Source organism: Bacillus cereus group sp. BfR-BA-01355, from assembly GCF_022663675.1.
Taxonomy (GTDB): Bacteria; Bacillota; Bacilli; order Bacillales; family Bacillaceae_G; genus Bacillus_A; species Bacillus_A thuringiensis_S.
Genome location: NZ_JAKUFY010000006.1, coordinates 32,948 through 50,157, shown reverse-complemented (window position 1 = coordinate 50,157; position 17,210 = coordinate 32,948). Strand labels below are relative to the sequence as shown.

The window sequence follows — 17,210 nt, the reverse complement described above, 5'->3', positions numbered from 1 at the left end:
GTAGAAACCGTGTCAAACTAATGTTTGATGCGGTTTTTATTTTCTGTTGACTTAACATTGACTTGACGCAGGGTGACGGTCGGCTGCAACGGTTAGTTATACGCCTCCCATTTCATTTTCAAAAACGAAATAGGAGGCGTTTTTTCTATTACATAGTATTTATGAAGAACGAGAAAACACAGTTTGAAGACCATAATTACAAACCTGATGATTGTAAAACAGTTGGTCTCTCTCCTTCAACGATTAATACACGGCTGAAGACATTACGAGTGATGTTCCGCTTTTTAGTTGATGAAGAATTGATTGAGCGTAATCCTATGAAGCAAATAAAAAACGTAAACGAACCACAAGAGGAGATTGCTCTACTTACAGTTGATGAATCACGACGTTTACTTGATGCTTAAAATAAACGAGGCTATAGCGATTTTCAAGATTACGTTATTATGAATCTCTTATAGACACATTCTTGCGTATCAGCGAAGCGCTGTCACTTACAGTTAACGATATTGATTTTTCAATAGTAACTACCTCCAATTGTTATTGGATTCTTTTTCCTATGTATAAATCCGACCCCTGAATTGCTTCGTAACGTTAATTTTAAAAAAGCTTCAAAACTTCTCATTCGTATATCTTAGAAGAAGTGCCGGTAGAAAGATGGCCAGCTACTACTCTCATCTCTCACACTATTAAATCTGACCCTACGTCGATTTTGTAGCGGAGAAACTGAAAAAAAACGCAAAAAAGACGTGAACCAAGGTTCACGTCTATATTTCAATTATTCTGCCATTATTTATTCTTCATCTTCTTCATACATAAAATGTTTAGCTATCTACCACCTAGCCTACACTCTTAACTTTTGAAGAATTTAAGATACTTAACATCCTCATCTTCAAAACATCTTCCTTCTGATTTTTTGTTAGCAAAGTTGAAAAACTCTTTTGCAATTTCTAAATCACCCAATTCATACGCAACTTTTCCTGAAATAAATTCTTTTTCCCCTGTATCAATACGCATAAATCCGGTTAAAAACATTTTATCTGACCATTTTTTTGCTGTCTTAAAATCCTTTACAATAAAACAAGTATCAATAATATCATTCACTAAATCATAACTTTCATTATAAATACCTTTCGGATTAGGCAATACACTCCAAGCCTCTTCTAATAATGTAATAGACTCATTATGATTACCTTTATCAAATTCATCATTACTCTGATTAACGAGACTTTCAAATTTCTCTTTTAAAGGTGATTGTAATATAGCCATATTGCTCCTCCTTAAATAATGTCTTTAATCAAGTCAAAATATTTATCATCTTCTTCAAAAAATATCTTGTAACCTTCTAGCATGTATGCTTTTAATAAACATTCCTTAGCTTTTTCAAGTTCTCCACATTCGAACAAGCTCTCTCCAAGTCTCAATAAAATCAATGGATTCGAAATACCATCTGGACAGTTTAATGCATTATAAAAATTACTTTTTGCCATTTCATAGTCATCTTTAATAAGATAAGTGTCGCCTATTACTGTATATAACCAAGTACTTGCTTCCCAATCCGTCTTTGGTGCTGGCACCATATCTAAAGCCACTAAATATTTCTCCAGTGCTTGATCAAATTGTTCTACTTCAAATAGAATATCTCCCTCTTCACATAGTTGTACAATTTGATTGTATACTTTGTCATCTAGTTCTAGTTCCAATTCCCTTTACCTCCAATTATTTTTTAGTTGGTGGCAAATATCTCTCACCTAATTTAGCGCCTGCTGATCTATTTAAACTAAAATGATCCAATTCATAATTAACAGAATCTAGCATCCATTTTCTAACTTCCTTAGACTTTGCTCCATAATGCCTACCAATACTATTCCACCACGAGACAGCATCGGTTAGATGAGCCATATCTGATTTACAAAGATCATACCACACTCCATCACTTACCTTACCGAGGTTGTTTTTATTGGCTCCTGTTTCCTATTTATCGCTATGTAACTTATACTCTTCCTTTACCACTTCCATAAATTCATTAATGTTTATTCTGTATATGTTTTGTAAAGGGACAATAAGATTATTAAATTTTAAAAGTTCAAACAAGTATAACCCCGTTCTATAATTAGGACGAGGTTATACTTAAAATCATTTAATTTTTGATGTAAGATATTCACTATCCAAAAATATAATAATAAATTCGTTTAAAAATGAATTCTTTGGCTCTTTTATATATTTCTTCTTGAGCGTTTATACATTTTCATTGTAACTAACCAGCTAGTAATTGTGATTCCTGCAAAAATTAATAGCAAATTACTATACAAATGAGTGGACGGATCAGCATTTATAGGTAGTAATTTTCGATTTAGCAAATGTATTGATAATAATCCACCTACAATTGCAATACCTGTTCCTTCTGATAGAAAGCTTGTGAAATTAAGCAAACTCATCCCAGCACCAGCTTCCTTTTGTTCCAAACTACTTGAAACAATAGTAGAGATAACTGTTTTCGTAAAAGAAAGCCCACCAAAAACAAAAATTACTATAATTGTTATGAGCCAAGGTGTTGTTTTTATAAAAAGGGCTGCTACTAAAAAGCTTATAGAAAGAAATGCAACTCCAGTTGTTAATACAAATAGAGAACCTTTCTTATCAACAAGTATTCCCCCAATATAACCGAAAACAATAACACTCATTGCTCCAGGAAAAATAATCCCACTTCCAATTGTGTCGGTACTTAATTGGTAGACATCTCTCATCATATAAGGAACCATAGAAATAAATCCTGCTACGGTTCCCAATATAAGTCCTCCACAAATGATTCCAATCATAAATAATATATTTTTTCCTAGCGAAGGATTAACAAAGGGATTAGACACTTTCCTAATATGTTTAACAAATATCAAGAAACATATAATGCTAACGATTAGAAAGGAAATTCTATAAGATGTCGTAAACATTATAAAAAATACAATACCCACGGACATAAATATTATTCCTTTAACATCAATACTTCCTTTTATTACATCTTCCTGTTTCAATAATTTTGCAAGGAAAGGAACAGTGATAACCGTTACAACAGGCAAAAGCAGTATATAAGACCAATGAGCATATTCGGCAATTACTCCACCTACAGATGGTCCGACACCTTCTCCCATTGCTACAATGGACCCAATAAGACCAAATGCTTTACCGCTATTTTCTTTTGGAATATAGCGCGCAACAACAACCATTACAAGTGCTGGAAATGCAGCTGCGCCAGCTCCCTGAATAAACCGAGCCAAAATAAGTACAGAAAAGAACGAATGTCCAACAAACCCGATAACTGATCCGAAGCAATTTACTATAATTCCAAATAGGAGTAGCTTTTTAATGCCTAACTGATCCGATAACTTTCCATATACAGCTGTTCCTATAGAAAAAGTTAATATGAACGCTGTGTTTATCCAGTTTATACTTGCTGGCTCCTTATTAAAATCACTAGCGATATCAGGTAATGAAACATTCAAAACCATTTCGTTTAAAACACTGAAAAAAGAAAGAACACAGAGCCATAATAAAATTTGATTATGGCGTAATATTGAATGTGAATGAGATGAATTCACACTTTACCCTCCAATAATAAGGGTAGACGTAGTTTATAGGGTCATTGATACGCTTTCCCTCTTTAAATGTACCCAATTATATTTATTGCACTTCATAAATAATTCCTCCCCAAAAATGATTTATATATTATATCACACATATATAATTTAAAATAAAACATATTCTACAATACGTTGTGCATAGATAATAAATTAATCCGACAATCCGGAAATAACATATTTGAGCATAAAGAAATAAAATTCCTTAAAGAGAAGCAGGTTGAGGTTCTTGAGAGTCAAGCTTATTTTGAAGCTGTGGCAAAGATGATTGAACAAAACAATTTAATTCTTTTAGAACAGATGAAAGCTCTACAGCTAATTCAGAAATAATAAACTTATGATTGATTAATTCTACATATGCTTCCATAAATAATGTATCTTTATTTATACCATCAGCCTCTGTTTTTACAGGGGCTTTTGTTATGCTCTTGTTCATATTTTGAATTTGAATGGTTTCTTTCACATGTACAAATAGATCTTCTAATAAACCTGGTGTAGACTCTAATTCTTGTTTTTCAATTTCCTCTGTGACAGCACTTATAAATTCCCATAATACTTTTGCACCTAGTAGTTCTGCTAAGCGTTTTTCACGCATTTCAAATCTTTTCATATTCACATTAAACACTTCCCTTATCTAATATTTTCTTGAAAATAACTAATAATTTATTTCGTTTTAGGAAAAAAATATAGAAACATAACTTATCACGTTTTGAATTACACAAAACGTGACATTACTCTTCAAAAAAAAGAGTCCAATCAAAATTTAGTACCTTAGCTATATTCTTTGCAACAGGAACACTTGGATTTCTTTCACCACTTTCAATCATTGCATACATACTCCTAGATATTCTTGCCTCATATGCAATATAATCTTGTGTTTTCTTTTTATGTTTACGTTTTTCCAATAACCAAAACCTCATTATTCCCCCTCTTCCATTGTCACAAAATGTGTAACCAACAATTATATTACATAAATTCAAGTATAAATTCAATATTTTTTACACATTTCGTGTACTTTATTAAATGTTACATATTGTGACGTTATAATTGATATAGAAAATACCTAAAAGGAGGTAGCATATGTTTGGCACTAGACTACACACTCTTCGAAAAGAACGCAAACTGCGTCAAGAAGACATGGCAAAACAACTAGGGATTGCTCGAACTACATATGCAATGTATGAACAAGGAAATCGAGAACCTGATTATAATACATTGATAAAATTAGCCACTTTCTTTGAAGTATCAATTGATTACCTCCTCGGTACAACTAAAATAAGACAAGTTACAGACTTGCAAGATCCTGAACTTTATCAATGGTTTAAAGATATAAAAAATGCGACTCCTCAAAAACGTGAGGAATTAAAAAAGTTTTGGGAGTTTATAATACAAAGAGAAGACTAAATTATCTAAAAGACCTCCACCTTGACAGGGTTTATAGAAGGATTATCAATTATGACCTTGAAAAACATTGATATATGTATACTGTCAAACATAAAAAATTACCATTAGGTTCCACTCAAATGTTGATTGAAACACAACACTCCGTTTAATCTGTAATTCAGAATATAAGGAGTGTTTTTTATTGTCTTTAGAATACTTTAACGAAAAAGAAAACGTGCAAAAACGATAACCACATAAGAAAAAAGCTGAAAGAATTACAAAAGAAAATGCAGTTGAACGATTATTCGAAAGGTTTCTCGAGGTCAAAGTTAAACAAAACCTACGACCAAAATCTCTAAATCAATTCGTTCTTATGTTCAACAGTATTAAAGCCTTTCATAACGAAAAAAGTACGAAAGCATTTTATCGGTCAGGTATTACAACAAACTTTATTTCTGATTGGATTGGTTGGCTAAAAAATGAATACGTACGCTATGATGGACATGCTTATATGCCCAAAACATCTCAAACTGTTGGTCTTTCAGATGAAACAATTGCTGCAAGGATAAAACGGCTAAAAACGTTTATAAATTGGTGTCTAAAAGAAGAGTTAATAAAACAAGACCCATTTATTAAGTTTGAGGGGTTCCGTAAAGATAGTAAGTAGATTAAAATCCTCACAAAAGAAGAATTGAATCGTTTATTAAAAGTAGCAAAATCATATTCTAATAAAAGTTACAAACATTTTCGAGATTATGTATTATTGCACCTTCTCATTGACGGAATGTTTCGTATAACCGAAGCTTTGTTGTTAAGCCCGTTAGACATCGACCATGAAAATAAAACTACTATTATACGTTCCAACAATGCTAAAAGCCGAAAAGCTAGTGTAGTTCAGTTATCTAATAAGACCTATCGCCTACTCATGCAATTACTAGAAGAAAATGAAGCGTTTGAAGGTGAAGTCGATGATTTAATTTTCTTGTCACTGAGTGGTCGTATGTTAAGCAAAAATAATGTGCTTCGTGACATGCGAAAATACGCAGTAGAAGCTGGAATTACAAAGCGTTTTTATTTGCATTTAATACGTCATTCAGCTGCTACCCATTATCTTTCTACAGGTGATATTGAATCTTTACGAAAAATTCTTGGACACGTTGATTTAAGAATGGTACTTCATTACGCACACATGGCTGATAACACTTTCAAGAAAAACATGCCAAAAGTAGATTTTTCGGTTCAGACAATATAATAAGTAGATAAAGGAATAATAAGCTAAAATAAAAAATAGCGCTCATCGTCTTAATTGATAATGAGCGCAATCTGGTAAAATACGAATTTTATTTGTATTATTTCTTTCTAATCGAAGGTTCCAATTGTTTATACAAGCCATTAGAAAATGCTTTTAACTTATCCGATACTTCATTTATAAAATCCTCATTCAATCGAATTTCGCCCTGTTTAGTAAGTGTAATATTCTTTTCTTTTTCTAATTTGTTAATTAACGATTCATTCGATGACATATCCAAATTCCCATCTGCATGTGCTAAAGCATTTCTCAACTCCTGATAAAACATAATACTTTCCCAAAGCGGTGTAGCAAAAAAACTTTTATCACTCACAAACTGCTTGAGATAATTTTTATATTTTCTTAACCCTCTATCTTTAGCATCTTTAAGTTTTCTTTCTGAATTACTATCAAAGTGACAGCATAATTCATATAAAAAGTTTTCAAGAGAAAAAAAGCAATTCATAAATAACGATGACCTTGAAATATTCGGAAAATCATCTCTAAATTTAAAATATTCATCTTGATAATGTTCATAAAAATCTTGTTTACTTTCTTCATCGAGTTCACTGGCTTCTTTTTCTAAAAATTCCTCAAAACTTTTCTTTTCATTAAAAATTGTACTTTCCGTTATTTCATGTAAATCACAAACTTTATCAAGCCTACTTTCAAACATACTACATATAAAACCTTCCCAGCCAAATCGAAACATTTTCAATTCCAACTTTCTAAATAATATTTTACTTAATTATAAAATATTATTTTTGAAACATGTGAATTAAATCAATCAACTTAAATATTAATAAAAGAAGCTACAACAGTAGCTCCTCATTAAGCTGTTTTCACATCAAGTTGAGCGAAACAATCTTTGTTGATTACTTTTCCACCAGCGTAAATGTCCATGATGTGTTTCTCAGAAGCTTTACGTGCTGATTTTGTATCATCATTTACAATTCTTTTATTGAATGAATCCTCAGAAACCAAAGTTGTATAACCATCATATAAGTTTGCAAAAATGATACGTTTTTTATCAGCATTATCATTTACTAAAACAGGATATTCTCCTAGATGGTATAATTTTTTACCGCTGAACTCATCGACAGCTAAGTGTAAGTGGTCTTTAAATTCTACATTCGTTAAAATCTTATTGAATAATTGTGTGTGCATAATAAATAAAGCATCTTGACGATATTCTTGATTTAAATTGCCGATTAATGTTAATACATCAATTAACGAAATTTTATCAGCTTCAACGGTAGAAATAATACTCAACATAGACGAATCAACATTTAAGTTTTCCATACTACCAGTTTCATTGAACATTGAAAAGTTTAATCCGTCTTCAAGATAACCAATTAGCTTATTATTAATGCTTTCTTCGATGTCTACATCATTATCGTTTAAACTCCAATTGCGTAGCCAGCACGTTTGCCTTAGATAGTATTCTTTTCCCCACCAATTTCTTTCAGTGGAAGATTAGGCAATTCATCAACAAACATATCTTCTTTTAGAAATTCACCATCTGTTGAAAACACATCAAGCTCTGTTTCTTTTTTTACAATAAACTTTGTTCGAGCAACGACAGAATGATTACCATTCATTTTTTTGACATTTGCTTTAACAATATTGATTTTACGCATGTCAGAACCAGGTTTACGACCAATTTGTATAGCTCACTTTTCTTCTTCAGATTTTTGATTAACAGGCAATTGCGCTTCTAAACTTCTAAGCTTTTTTGTTAATTTATCTACTTCTTTTTTCATTGAAGCGTCGCCCCAATCCACCAAATTTTGATGAACTTCAATGAATTTCTTTTTCGCTTCAATTTGTTCCTCTAACGTCATTTCACGTTTTTCTTGTACAGTCATTTGTTTTCCTCCATATTATTTTCTTTTGGGATTTCTACATCTTCAACAACTTCAATTGAACGAGCTTGAATTGTTGATTGAACGTAAGCAGGATTTCGTACAGCTGAAACTTCAGCTAAATACAGGTCACTCATTGAACGTTCATATGTGCCATCAGCAAGTTTTTCCATGAATCTTTTAATACTTGCATACCAAATGACATATTTTGAATGATTCCGTCTGTAATTAATGTGTGGTAATCAGGACCCCAGCTGTATCACTGATTGTAGCTTCCATGTAAAGAGCGTGTTCATCTTCACGTAAATTTAAAGAACCATTTCGTGTAGATGATAAGCTTTTTGCATTTTCATGTTCAGCTAAGAAATCAATTTCATTTCCGTTTTGAATTGCTTTACGAAATGTGCCAGTTAAAATACGTTCAACGAATTTTTTCTGCTTACCTAGCGTTTGACTCCATTGATTTGTTTTGTTTACATAGCCTGAAACTTTAAGTTGACCTTGCTCATTTTTATTTAATTCGAACTCATTAAATCTGAGCTCCATTTTATTTCATACAAATTTAAAAACAGCCACCTTAACAAGTGACTGCTGAATGTTTGGAGGTTGTGACCTGAAATAAATCAGGCCACGTAGGAAAAATTAAAACTACGCTTCAATCGAACCAAATGGAAATATAGTATCGAAATTCTTGAATATATATTAAGCCATAAAATGGCTTTAATTTTGTTTTTTCCAATGGTGCTTAACACAGCCAAACGTAACTGGTTTTTTGCCCCATTCGTTTAATAATGATAATGTTTCAGATTGGGAATTTTGTTGATTTTGAGAATACTGAACAACAGCTTTTTTAACTTTGAGTTCAGCTTTTTTGAAGTTCCCAACTCATTTAATGCTTTTGTTAAATTGTCCATTTATACGACCTCATTCGATATTTATTGTGAAAACGTAAAACATCTAATTTCCGTCTAATTTCCGTCTACATAATATATGTACATACTGAATGTGGGAGTAAACTAAAAAACACGCTTTTTCAAAAAAATTTATCGTTGTTAGTTTGACCTACATTGCATTTGAATTTGTTTTTAATAGAATGATATGTTCTTAACCTTCCTCGTCAGCTTCGGTAATTTTCTACATTATAATGAGAATTTCTCATAATATATTAAACTTTTATACAAACAAAAATGAAGTAGCAATTAAGCTACTCCATCTTTATTTTTCTACAGTAGAGCTAATTTCTTGAAGCTCTTTGTCTGTAAGATTTATGTTCTTTTTCCACATTTCAATTTCTGAATCAATCAATTGCATTGCCTTATTTGCATCTTGAAAACAGCTTGTGATTTGATATTTCCAAGCATTCTCATTTAAATGCTCCATCCCGTTCGTAAGCAAAACATCATCAAATCTCGCCATAAATTCTTGATAATGATAAAGGAAATCTCCAAACTCTTTATTCGTTGAACGACCAAAATCAGTAATATTCATGAAAACTTTTCTTATTTTTTCAGCTTGTTTATTTAGTTCTTCTTTAAATAAATCAAATTGACTATTTTCAAATAAATTATGTAATTGATTATAAATTGGTAATACATCTTTGTAAGAACTTTGATACTTTGCAAATAGGACTTTATCATCCTCAAAGATATGCTCGTTATAAAAATCTCCTTGGACACTGTAAGCGGCCTCGTTTACCCAAGAATATCCTTCATCATTTATTTCGCTAATTGCCATTGGTTTATATCTTTCTGGTAATTTATGATTAATCCATTGCCCTCTTAAAATCCAATTTCTCATGATGTAATCATTATCATTTTTAGCTATATAAACCCAAACAACATCATTGGTTTTCTGATATTTCCTCATCAATTCTTTAGCAGCTTTTTTAATCTTTTCTATACCAAATGCTTCGTTTAATAGAATAACTAAAGATATTCGTTTTGCTCCAGCATGTGAAACATCCGCTTCTTCCATTAAGCTATACATATTATCACTAGAAAAATTGCTATATTTGTATTTTTCTCGAACATAGCTTCCAACCGATGGCAATTCTGGATAAATAAACGTTTCATTTATTGCATACTTTTCATCTAACTCCCTCTTAATCATTTCTTTATATTCAAAAGGAATTTTAATGATAATTACTGGTTCCACACTGTCTAAAGTTTTCAGCTCACGTTGAATTTCCCCATCAAGAACTACATTCCCACAAATTACAAAAGAGCCTTTTTGTTGATATAAACGAAGATTTAAGTCTTTTAATTCTTCAGCAAACTCAACAAAAACATTATTTTGTACTATTGATAATATTTCTTCATCGAGAATTTCTTCATTAAACTGAGCCTGATATTGGTGACGAATGGTTTCCAAATCATATTCTTTTAAAGTCGCTAAAAGTGATAATACACGAACGTTCTTACTGTTTAATTTATGATTTTCTTGTGAATAGACATAAACGTAAGCATCTTCTCTATTTTCTACATCTTGTATAGCAAAAAATAATGCAATACGAGCGTCAGAAGTTATATCAATTAATCTTGTTGGTACGTTATAATGTTGTAATTTTGCCAAACGTTGGATTGGGCTTGTTAATGAATCAAACTCATTTTGCTTCATACGTATTGCTTCAGCATACATGTCAGGTTCATTTTCTAAGTACCCTCTATCTCTAGCAATACTAGAAATAATGCTTGGGTATTTAGTACCTTGTCCTCGGAAAGATAAATTATCTCCCTTTTTATAACGTTCAATAATCTTATTAAATTCTGCTATACTATTTGCTTGCTCCATAATATCATCCCTCTCATGACAATTTTTTCATCTTTTCTTATATATTAACATTTATGAGATAAGAGGGATAATAAATAAAACGATGACTTGTTTAAGGGTTATTCCTCACTGAAAATTTGATAGCATCCAAAAGCTTCTTCAGTGTGTTCCTTGTTTTTGTTCCTAAGAGCTAACTTATTTGAATCTGTTGCAAGAGCTGGCAAACATCATCGCACAGCAAACTGTTTACAATCTTGTAAACAACGGAAACACACATTCTTCTGGTTATCGTTTCGAATTTCTTGACTAATCGCCACACCCACCAGTTCACCGAGCTTGGTTGTTTATTTATATTCCGAACATCTTTTTATTACATATAAAAAAGACATTGAATCATCGTCCAATGTCTTTCAGTCATAAAATGAATTAGTTTCCGCCTCATATTTATACTTATTTAAATTAGCTAATTCTGTAACATCATTTTTCCAAATAAAATCTTCTTCAATTAGATGGTCATCAAAAAAGTTAATCCCTGCAACCAACTCTTTGAATTTTTTCCCTTTTTCAGAATATGAAATATTATAAAATAACATCAATAGCTCAAATGAAGAAAGCTGAGCTCTAAGTATCCCTCGATACTGACGCTTTTCTTCATTATCTCGCTCTTGCGATTCACTATCAAAAGTAGTGTTTTGTATTAACTTTACAATCCTATATAAGTTGCGATAATAATGACCAATTATATTTTCATGTTCTTTATATAACTTTTCATACGCACGGCATTTTAATGCTGTTAATGTTTCAACATAATATTCATTTTCAAATTTTGTTATAAATTCATGTTTTATTTGAATCTCTCTTTCTTGTTCACCATACCATTCTAGGTCAAAATTATCTAATACATTTATACATTTCTCACGATTATTTTTAATATTTTTTTCAAAATCCTTCATAGTATTAGCTTTAATTGTATTCCATGTTTCATCTTTTCCAGCATTAAGCACTGCTTGAAGTTCGCCAAATTTTTCAGTATCAAATTCAGTGTAGTAACCATGTACCCAACGTGGATTACAATGTACTTCTATAATGTTTTTTTCATATTCACTTAGTCTTTGAGCAATTAAAAACCGGATTGTTAATTCATTTAGCTTTTCAATATCCCCTTCTTTTAATATGGAAAGCTGATGCTCCCGATATATACGATTCATATAGATACCTTTTAGTTCTTCATAAAATTCCCATATTGCATCGCGTCCTACTTTACCATTATTATATCTGAGCTCTTTTAAAATATTATGATGTAGGTTAATCATATTAAAAAATGTTGTTTCAAATTGTTGTCTTTTCATTGTTTCGTTTGTTATTTGAGTTTCTTTTTTTGCTTCCTCAGCTTGTTGCACTGAAGCTTTCATTTGTTCTACGGAAGCTTTTGTTTGTTTTACCATTTCATCAACACTTTGCCTACTCATTTGTAATTCTTTACGTTGCATTATATTTGTCCCAATTAATAAAAATACACTAGCGGCAGTTAAAAAAGTTACTGTTGTGCCCCCTACAAAATCTCCTATTGGACCTAAATTGTCTATTCCTGTGTAATCTCCATAGCCACTATATCGTAAATAGACGAAAAGCGGTGAACCAACCGCCCCTACAATACACAACATTGAGATAAAAAACATCCAATTTGTTGTTTTTGAAAACCATTTTCTCAAAATCTATTCCTCGCTATCTATCTTCAATTAACTTATTATATCAATTAATCTATTTATTTACTATATTTCCACTGATACATCAGCTTAACAATTTATATATTTTCTCAACATTTACTATCACACACAGTAAAACCACGCCAGTGACGAGCGTGGTTCGTTTACTTGTATTAAACTTCCACCGTAGGTTGTTCATCGCCTTTGGCATACATCCAGTTAATTCGTTCAACATCATAACTTTTCGAGGAAGTTTCTCCTGTCATCTGTATTTCTTTTCAATATAATACTAATACACTTATATTGGAGGAATGAAAATGATAGAACTTTATCTTGTACACATTTCAAACTTAGTTTTTTATTTCTTTTAATTAGTAATACGTTTTTTAAGAATCTTTAATTATTTATAAAAACATAATTAGGATAATATTTAAATTTCACTAAAAACATGACGTACAGAAAATTTTCAAACAAGTTCTTTTTTATTATTCCTTTATAATTCTTAAAATTGCCAAGTGTATACGCTCACTTAGCTCTTCTAGATTCTTATACAAAATTATATTTTTTGACTGAATATCGAAAGGTAATTCTTCACCAAATTTAGATACAATTATTGTTTTCTTACCTAGTGCATGGGCGATTCCAAGTTCATAAAAAACATTAGGATTTCTACCATTAATATTAACTATTATAAATTGCGCCTGTAACATACACTTAATAATTGAAGGTAAGATGTCTCCTGAGATATTATTCTCATCACCTCTTACACATTTAAACTCTAATTTACTACAAACTTCTTTAATTGTTTCAAAAGTATCCCATTCAATATCATGAAAAGGGGTTAGCATAAATACCAAGTTCTTCTCTATTTTTAACTCACCAACTTTTAATCCTGCACTTTCTAGAAATGAATTTACATTTAAAATATCATTTTTATTCTCCTGATTAAAATTATATTTTTGAGAATTATAAATCAAATGATTTGTTTCATTCCACCTATTATTATCTTGGGCTAACCTACTATTTAATTCATAAATCTTCCTTTCAAACTCTTTCCTTGTACTCTCTAATTCAATTCTTCTTAGTTCTTCATTGTATCTATATGCATCCCTGGTAGACTTACGCAAATTTAAAACCATCAATAACACTGACATCAAAATTAATAACATAACCAAGAATGTTAAAAGATAACTAACATCTTTTATTGCTAACATTTAATTCACCTCCGATAAGATAAAGGATATAGATACATATAGCATTAGTCCAGAAATTACATACGTTCCTATAAATATACCGATCTCATATAGCCATTCTTTCCAATTTTTTGATTTCCCTTTATCATTTAATTCAATTTCTTTTTTACAAAGGGCAAAAATAATTAATGTAACTATAAATGATAATACAATTAAAGCTACAAAATTTATTACTCCTATACTATCATTCTTTTTTAATAAAATTAAAATACCCGTTGTTGCAAATGTAGTCGCTAAGATTGAAATATCACCCGGTAACCTTAATACTTCTTCTATTATTCCATCAACAGAATTATTATGATTAACAATTATTTTAATTACTAACGTCCAAATAAGTATTAACATGGGCAAAACTATATTTATTACCTCTTCACTAAAATACTGCAAAACATCACCTCTTATATATTAACTCATTAAGCGGTTTACTTATAACAATGTTCAAATCTTATAATATTATATCTTATTTCCTTATATATAAATATAAATTTAAGTATTTTTTTCTTTCTATTTAAGTAATGATCATGAGTCAACTATCAATGCTATATTTTTCAAAAAGTAAACTCTTAATTAAAATAAGTTAATTGATTACAGATCACATAAAAAATCTTAATATGATGAATTATTCTACATTTGAAATCTTCCATCTCAAAATACTAATTCTGCTACAATACTAAATTAGTACCCGAATTTTAGACACAATACTGCTGTTGATATTAAGTACAAGCTCCCACTTACAAATAAATTTTATTCCTCACACAACTTACTTCTTTATTATATAAAACCAAAGAAGTCTGTAACACATATACAAAAGTACTTATAACCATAAAATTGTCTACATTGTACTAGAAAAATTTTGAATTTTAGGAGCTATAAACAAAATTTGAATATACTGAGAGTTAACCTTACAAATACTAGGATAGATATTTCACCTGTAAGATATACAAAACAAAAAAATTACAACTATTACGAATTACTCTTAAATTTAGTTTCCGCCCCCTTCAGAGGTTACAGTACTACTTTAATAGTACGTGAAATTTTTAAAAAAGCGTTGGCTCAAAACTAAAATTTCCCCCATTAATATTACCCAAGACCAATTACCTGATCTCGTATTTCCTATATTTTTAATTAATGGCATAGAAAATCACAAGAATAAACTATTTATTAATTAAAATATAAAATTGATATTGAATTTCTAAAACCTTATTCTAAAAATAGTATGAGGTGTTCAGTAGATATTTTTATACCTATTGCTCACTCATACTATTATTCAAACATGTTATTTACATTCGCTTATCTTTCTTTGGATATATTGTATTTTTTCACATAAAATTTATTTTGGTAAATCATAAGTTACTTTATATGAATTAACCTCTTCTGTTAATATTCTCATACTATTTTCTAAAAACATGTAATCATCACCATATTCAAAAATATTTATGTTATAACAATCTTTCCAATGCCTTTCTAGCTCCGGATCATTTCCTTTTGGCATAAAAACATAATGAGGATTACTTTCTACTTTTGTTCTATTAGCTATTTCTAATAGTAAATTGATATCTGGATCATTTAAACTATACCCTAAAAACACTACCGTATTAGTTAAAAATAATGACTGTAATATGTTATAAAAATCAGGACATTTTCTTCTTGCTTTAAAAAATTCATTCTCTGTAAATATGATATTATTTACATCATCAATCGTACCGTGAGCTTTAATAATTAAATTTTGTGCTGATCTAATATTAGAAACCATTTTACTAATTGGATCATAATAATTTACAACTGTATAACCATGTGTTCCACATGATTGTTCATATATTTTATCAAAATTTGTAGTAATGACTATTTTACAATTTATGTCTTTAATATATTCATGAATTTGACTTGGGGCAAAATAAGGCTCATCAAAATTTTTAGTTAGATATTCAGCATAACGTCCTGAATCACAATGATTTTTTATTGCTTGCAACGCTTTGAGATAATCCTTATTTGTTATCATATCATCTATATAACTTAAAGCAGGATTTTTCTCATCTACTAAACTTCTAACTCCTTTAATAAACTTCCCCCAAGTTAATGGCTTTGAGAGTGAAGTTTGGGGGTTTTGACTTTGAGAATTTGCCGATATACCTGATCCAATAAAAAATATTGCCCTTTTACTTGCTATCTCTCTCACTAAATTCGGTGGAAAATCATTCATTTTACCACCTCCATATTATGTGCAATTTTATCACAAATTTCTTTGAGGGTTTCCTTATAACTATTAACTTGTCCATATTGCAAACCGTTAAGTCCATCTGCAGACTTCAACTCAAAAATGGGTGTATTATTAGATTGGGCTAAAGGTACTAAACTATATAGATATGGGATATCCCCTAGATTCAAATTATCGATATTCAAATTATTAGGAATTAAATCACTCAAATTATTTTCAATTATAGTTGGAATTTCTTTTATTATTGCATCATAAGATTTGATTGGTCTACGTCCATCTTTAAATGTTTTAGTAACATATTGCTGAACAGAATATCCTATTAAACCACTTACTTTTTCGGCTTCTAAATTTATATTAAATCCTTCAAATGGCGTTCCTCTTCTTTTCATTAAAGAAACACCATTTGAATAGTCTGCTTTCCAACTACCTATCCACTTTGAGATATTTTTCACAGCCATCAAACTAAATATATCTGACCCCATAGGAGTTATAATATAATCAGAATTAAGTAGAACACTTCTATTTAAAGCACCCAAAGATGGTCCAACATCAATAAAAATAATATCATAATCTTCTTTAAATCGATTCACTATACTTTTTAACCAGTTCGTTTTACGAAAACCTTCTATCGATCCTGAAATACTTTTATTCCATGCGTCACTTAGAATATCCTCGATAATTGAAATATTAGGATCTCCGGGTATTAAATCTACTTTAAAACGATTCTCACTACCCTTAGAGGGTTCTAAAATTGTTGAATTAATTTCTGGGTCTCCCTGAGCAAGAGGTGTTAAATAATCATGTAATGTTTTAATTTCTTTATTATCATCACTATATAATAAATCCCATTTATCTTCAGAAATTAGCATTTGTGTTGTATTAGCCTGAGGATCTACGTCTATAACCAAAACCCTCTGTCCCATTTCAATAGAAAAATAGGCTGCAATATTAACACCTAAAGTAGTTTTTCCTACACCGCCTTTATTATTAAAAAAAGTTACTACTTTCAAAATATCACCCCACTTAAATTTTTCACCAATTAATTACAATCAAAAAAACTAAAAGCTGCATCTACTTATGACATGGTTCATCAGAACGCATA

General features: G+C 30.4%; 21 protein-coding genes and 1 pseudogene. 4 read left to right on the top strand and 18 right to left on the bottom strand.

All coding sequences use genetic code 11. The features are described from left to right. The first annotated feature begins 161 nt into the window (after positions 1 to 161). Positions 162 to 404, top strand: a complete 243-nt coding sequence (locus MR167_RS03570; RefSeq protein WP_242313933.1) for a hypothetical protein — start codon at positions 162 to 164, stop codon at positions 402 to 404. 445 nt (positions 405 to 849) lie between these two features. Here MR167_RS03570 and MR167_RS03565 read toward each other — a convergent pair whose 3' ends face one another. The 6 genes from MR167_RS03565 to MR167_RS03540 form a co-directional block, all read right to left on the bottom strand. Further along, positions 850 to 1,266, bottom strand: coding sequence for a hypothetical protein (locus MR167_RS03565; RefSeq protein ID WP_000996351.1), 417 nt, complete (start codon positions 1,264 to 1,266; stop codon positions 850 to 852). 11 nt (positions 1,267 to 1,277) lie between these two features. Further along, positions 1,278 to 1,700, bottom strand: a complete 423-nt coding sequence (locus MR167_RS03560; protein WP_000418194.1) for a tetratricopeptide repeat protein — start codon at positions 1,698 to 1,700, stop codon at positions 1,278 to 1,280. Between the two features lie 513 nt (positions 1,701 to 2,213). Beyond that, on the bottom strand, positions 2,214 to 3,590 hold the full coding sequence (tet, locus tag MR167_RS03550) for a Tet(L)/Tet(K)/Tet(45) family tetracycline efflux MFS transporter (RefSeq protein ID WP_242313931.1): 1,377 nt from the start codon (positions 3,588 to 3,590) through the stop codon (positions 2,214 to 2,216). Between the two features lie 33 nt (positions 3,591 to 3,623). Beyond that, positions 3,624 to 3,686 carry a tetracycline resistance efflux system leader peptide gene (locus MR167_RS33600; RefSeq protein ID WP_106081929.1) on the bottom strand — a complete coding sequence of 21 codons (63 nt, stop codon included), beginning with the start codon at positions 3,684 to 3,686 and terminating at the stop codon, positions 3,624 to 3,626. A gap of 148 nt (positions 3,687 to 3,834) precedes the next feature. Continuing rightward, positions 3,835 to 4,245, bottom strand: coding sequence for a hypothetical protein (locus MR167_RS03545; protein ID WP_242313929.1), 411 nt, complete (start codon positions 4,243 to 4,245; stop codon positions 3,835 to 3,837). A 115-nt stretch (positions 4,246 to 4,360) separates the two neighbouring features. Further along, complete coding sequence (locus tag MR167_RS03540; RefSeq protein ID WP_242313928.1) at positions 4,361 to 4,549, bottom strand: helix-turn-helix transcriptional regulator; 189 nt, start codon at positions 4,547 to 4,549, stop codon at positions 4,361 to 4,363. Between the two features lie 160 nt (positions 4,550 to 4,709). Between MR167_RS03540 and MR167_RS03535 the strand changes: the two genes are divergently transcribed. The 3 genes from MR167_RS03535 to MR167_RS03525 all read left to right on the top strand — a co-directional run bounded on the left by MR167_RS03535 (position 4,710) and on the right by MR167_RS03525 (position 6,264). Then, positions 4,710 to 5,033 (top strand): helix-turn-helix domain-containing protein, encoded by a 324-nt coding sequence (locus MR167_RS03535; protein ID WP_242313926.1) that lies wholly within the window; start codon positions 4,710 to 4,712, stop codon positions 5,031 to 5,033. Between the two features lie 253 nt (positions 5,034 to 5,286). After that, a complete protein-coding gene (locus tag MR167_RS03530) occupies positions 5,287 to 5,679 on the top strand; it encodes a phage integrase SAM-like domain-containing protein (protein ID WP_242313972.1) in 393 nt (130 codons plus the stop codon). A gap of 24 nt (positions 5,680 to 5,703) precedes the next feature. Continuing rightward, positions 5,704 to 6,264 (top strand): tyrosine-type recombinase/integrase, encoded by a 561-nt coding sequence (locus MR167_RS03525; protein WP_242313924.1) that lies wholly within the window; start codon positions 5,704 to 5,706, stop codon positions 6,262 to 6,264. A gap of 97 nt (positions 6,265 to 6,361) precedes the next feature. On the opposite strand, the gene MR167_RS03520 is transcribed toward MR167_RS03525, so the two are convergent. The 12 genes and pseudogenes from MR167_RS03520 to MR167_RS03470 all read right to left on the bottom strand — a co-directional run bounded on the left by MR167_RS03520 (position 6,362) and on the right by MR167_RS03470 (position 17,118). Further along, positions 6,362 to 7,012, bottom strand: a complete 651-nt coding sequence (locus MR167_RS03520; protein WP_242313923.1) for a hypothetical protein — start codon at positions 7,010 to 7,012, stop codon at positions 6,362 to 6,364. Positions 7,013 to 7,131: 119 nt separating this feature from the next. Then, a pseudogene (locus MR167_RS03515) lies at positions 7,132 to 7,698 on the bottom strand (phage major capsid protein); the annotation flags it as partial. A gap of 35 nt (positions 7,699 to 7,733) precedes the next feature. Next, positions 7,734 to 7,940, bottom strand: coding sequence for a hypothetical protein (locus MR167_RS03510; RefSeq protein WP_242313921.1), 207 nt, complete (start codon positions 7,938 to 7,940; stop codon positions 7,734 to 7,736). Between the two features lie 33 nt (positions 7,941 to 7,973). Next, on the bottom strand, positions 7,974 to 8,168 hold the full coding sequence (locus MR167_RS03505; protein ID WP_242313919.1) for a hypothetical protein: 195 nt from the start codon (positions 8,166 to 8,168) through the stop codon (positions 7,974 to 7,976). Continuing rightward, on the bottom strand, positions 8,165 to 8,338 hold the full coding sequence (locus MR167_RS32930) for an HK97 family phage prohead protease (protein WP_255786651.1): 174 nt from the start codon (positions 8,336 to 8,338) through the stop codon (positions 8,165 to 8,167). The genes MR167_RS03505 and MR167_RS32930 overlap by 4 nt, the downstream gene beginning before the upstream one ends. 55 nt (positions 8,339 to 8,393) lie before the next feature. Beyond that, the gene (locus MR167_RS32925; protein ID WP_255786650.1) at positions 8,394 to 8,711 is read right to left on the bottom strand and encodes an HK97 family phage prohead protease; all 318 of its coding nucleotides are present in this window, start codon (positions 8,709 to 8,711) and stop codon (positions 8,394 to 8,396) included. Between the two features lie 669 nt (positions 8,712 to 9,380). After that, positions 9,381 to 10,955, bottom strand: coding sequence for an FRG domain-containing protein (locus MR167_RS03495; RefSeq protein WP_242313917.1), 1,575 nt, complete (start codon positions 10,953 to 10,955; stop codon positions 9,381 to 9,383). Between the two features lie 389 nt (positions 10,956 to 11,344). Continuing rightward, positions 11,345 to 12,646 (bottom strand): putative phage abortive infection protein, encoded by a 1,302-nt coding sequence (locus MR167_RS03490; protein ID WP_242313915.1) that lies wholly within the window; start codon positions 12,644 to 12,646, stop codon positions 11,345 to 11,347. Between the two features lie 479 nt (positions 12,647 to 13,125). Beyond that, the gene (locus MR167_RS03485; RefSeq protein WP_242313913.1) at positions 13,126 to 13,854 is read right to left on the bottom strand and encodes a hypothetical protein; all 729 of its coding nucleotides are present in this window, start codon (positions 13,852 to 13,854) and stop codon (positions 13,126 to 13,128) included. Next, positions 13,855 to 14,280 (bottom strand): hypothetical protein, encoded by a 426-nt coding sequence (locus MR167_RS03480; RefSeq protein ID WP_242313912.1) that lies wholly within the window; start codon positions 14,278 to 14,280, stop codon positions 13,855 to 13,857. 943 nt (positions 14,281 to 15,223) lie between these two features. Further along, positions 15,224 to 16,093, bottom strand: a complete 870-nt coding sequence (locus MR167_RS03475) for an SIR2 family protein (RefSeq protein WP_242313910.1) — start codon at positions 16,091 to 16,093, stop codon at positions 15,224 to 15,226. Continuing rightward, positions 16,090 to 17,118: a ParA family protein gene (locus MR167_RS03470; protein WP_242313907.1), complete on the bottom strand. Its 1,029-nt coding sequence runs from the start codon at positions 17,116 to 17,118 to the stop codon at positions 16,090 to 16,092. Before MR167_RS03470 ends, MR167_RS03475 begins: the two co-directional genes overlap by 4 nt. Positions 17,119 to 17,210 lie beyond the last annotated feature (92 nt).

Coding starts and splice junctions, on each gene's coding strand:
- MR167_RS32925 (WP_255786650.1), bottom strand. CDS start 8,711: ATGGAGCTCAGATTTAATGAGTTCGAATTAAATAAAAATGAGCAAGGT.
- MR167_RS03565 (WP_000996351.1), bottom strand. CDS start 1,266: ATGGCTATATTACAATCACCTTTAAAAGAGAAATTTGAAAGTCTCGTT.
- MR167_RS03535 (WP_242313926.1), top strand. CDS start 4,710: ATGTTTGGCACTAGACTACACACTCTTCGAAAAGAACGCAAACTGCGT.
- MR167_RS03475 (WP_242313910.1), bottom strand. CDS start 16,093: ATGAATGATTTTCCACCGAATTTAGTGAGAGAGATAGCAAGTAAAAGG.
- MR167_RS03520 (WP_242313923.1), bottom strand. CDS start 7,012: ATGTTTCGATTTGGCTGGGAAGGTTTTATATGTAGTATGTTTGAAAGT.
- MR167_RS03495 (WP_242313917.1), bottom strand. CDS start 10,955: ATGGAGCAAGCAAATAGTATAGCAGAATTTAATAAGATTATTGAACGT.
- MR167_RS03570 (WP_242313933.1), top strand. CDS start 162: ATGAAGAACGAGAAAACACAGTTTGAAGACCATAATTACAAACCTGAT.
- MR167_RS03510 (WP_242313921.1), bottom strand. CDS start 7,940: ATGCGTAAAATCAATATTGTTAAAGCAAATGTCAAAAAAATGAATGGT.
- MR167_RS03540 (WP_242313928.1), bottom strand. CDS start 4,549: ATGAGGTTTTGGTTATTGGAAAAACGTAAACATAAAAAGAAAACACAA.
- MR167_RS32930 (WP_255786651.1), bottom strand. CDS start 8,338: ATGGAAAAACTTGCTGATGGCACATATGAACGTTCAATGAGTGACCTG.
- MR167_RS03505 (WP_242313919.1), bottom strand. CDS start 8,168: ATGACTGTACAAGAAAAACGTGAAATGACGTTAGAGGAACAAATTGAA.
- MR167_RS03485 (WP_242313913.1), bottom strand. CDS start 13,854: ATGTTAGCAATAAAAGATGTTAGTTATCTTTTAACATTCTTGGTTATG.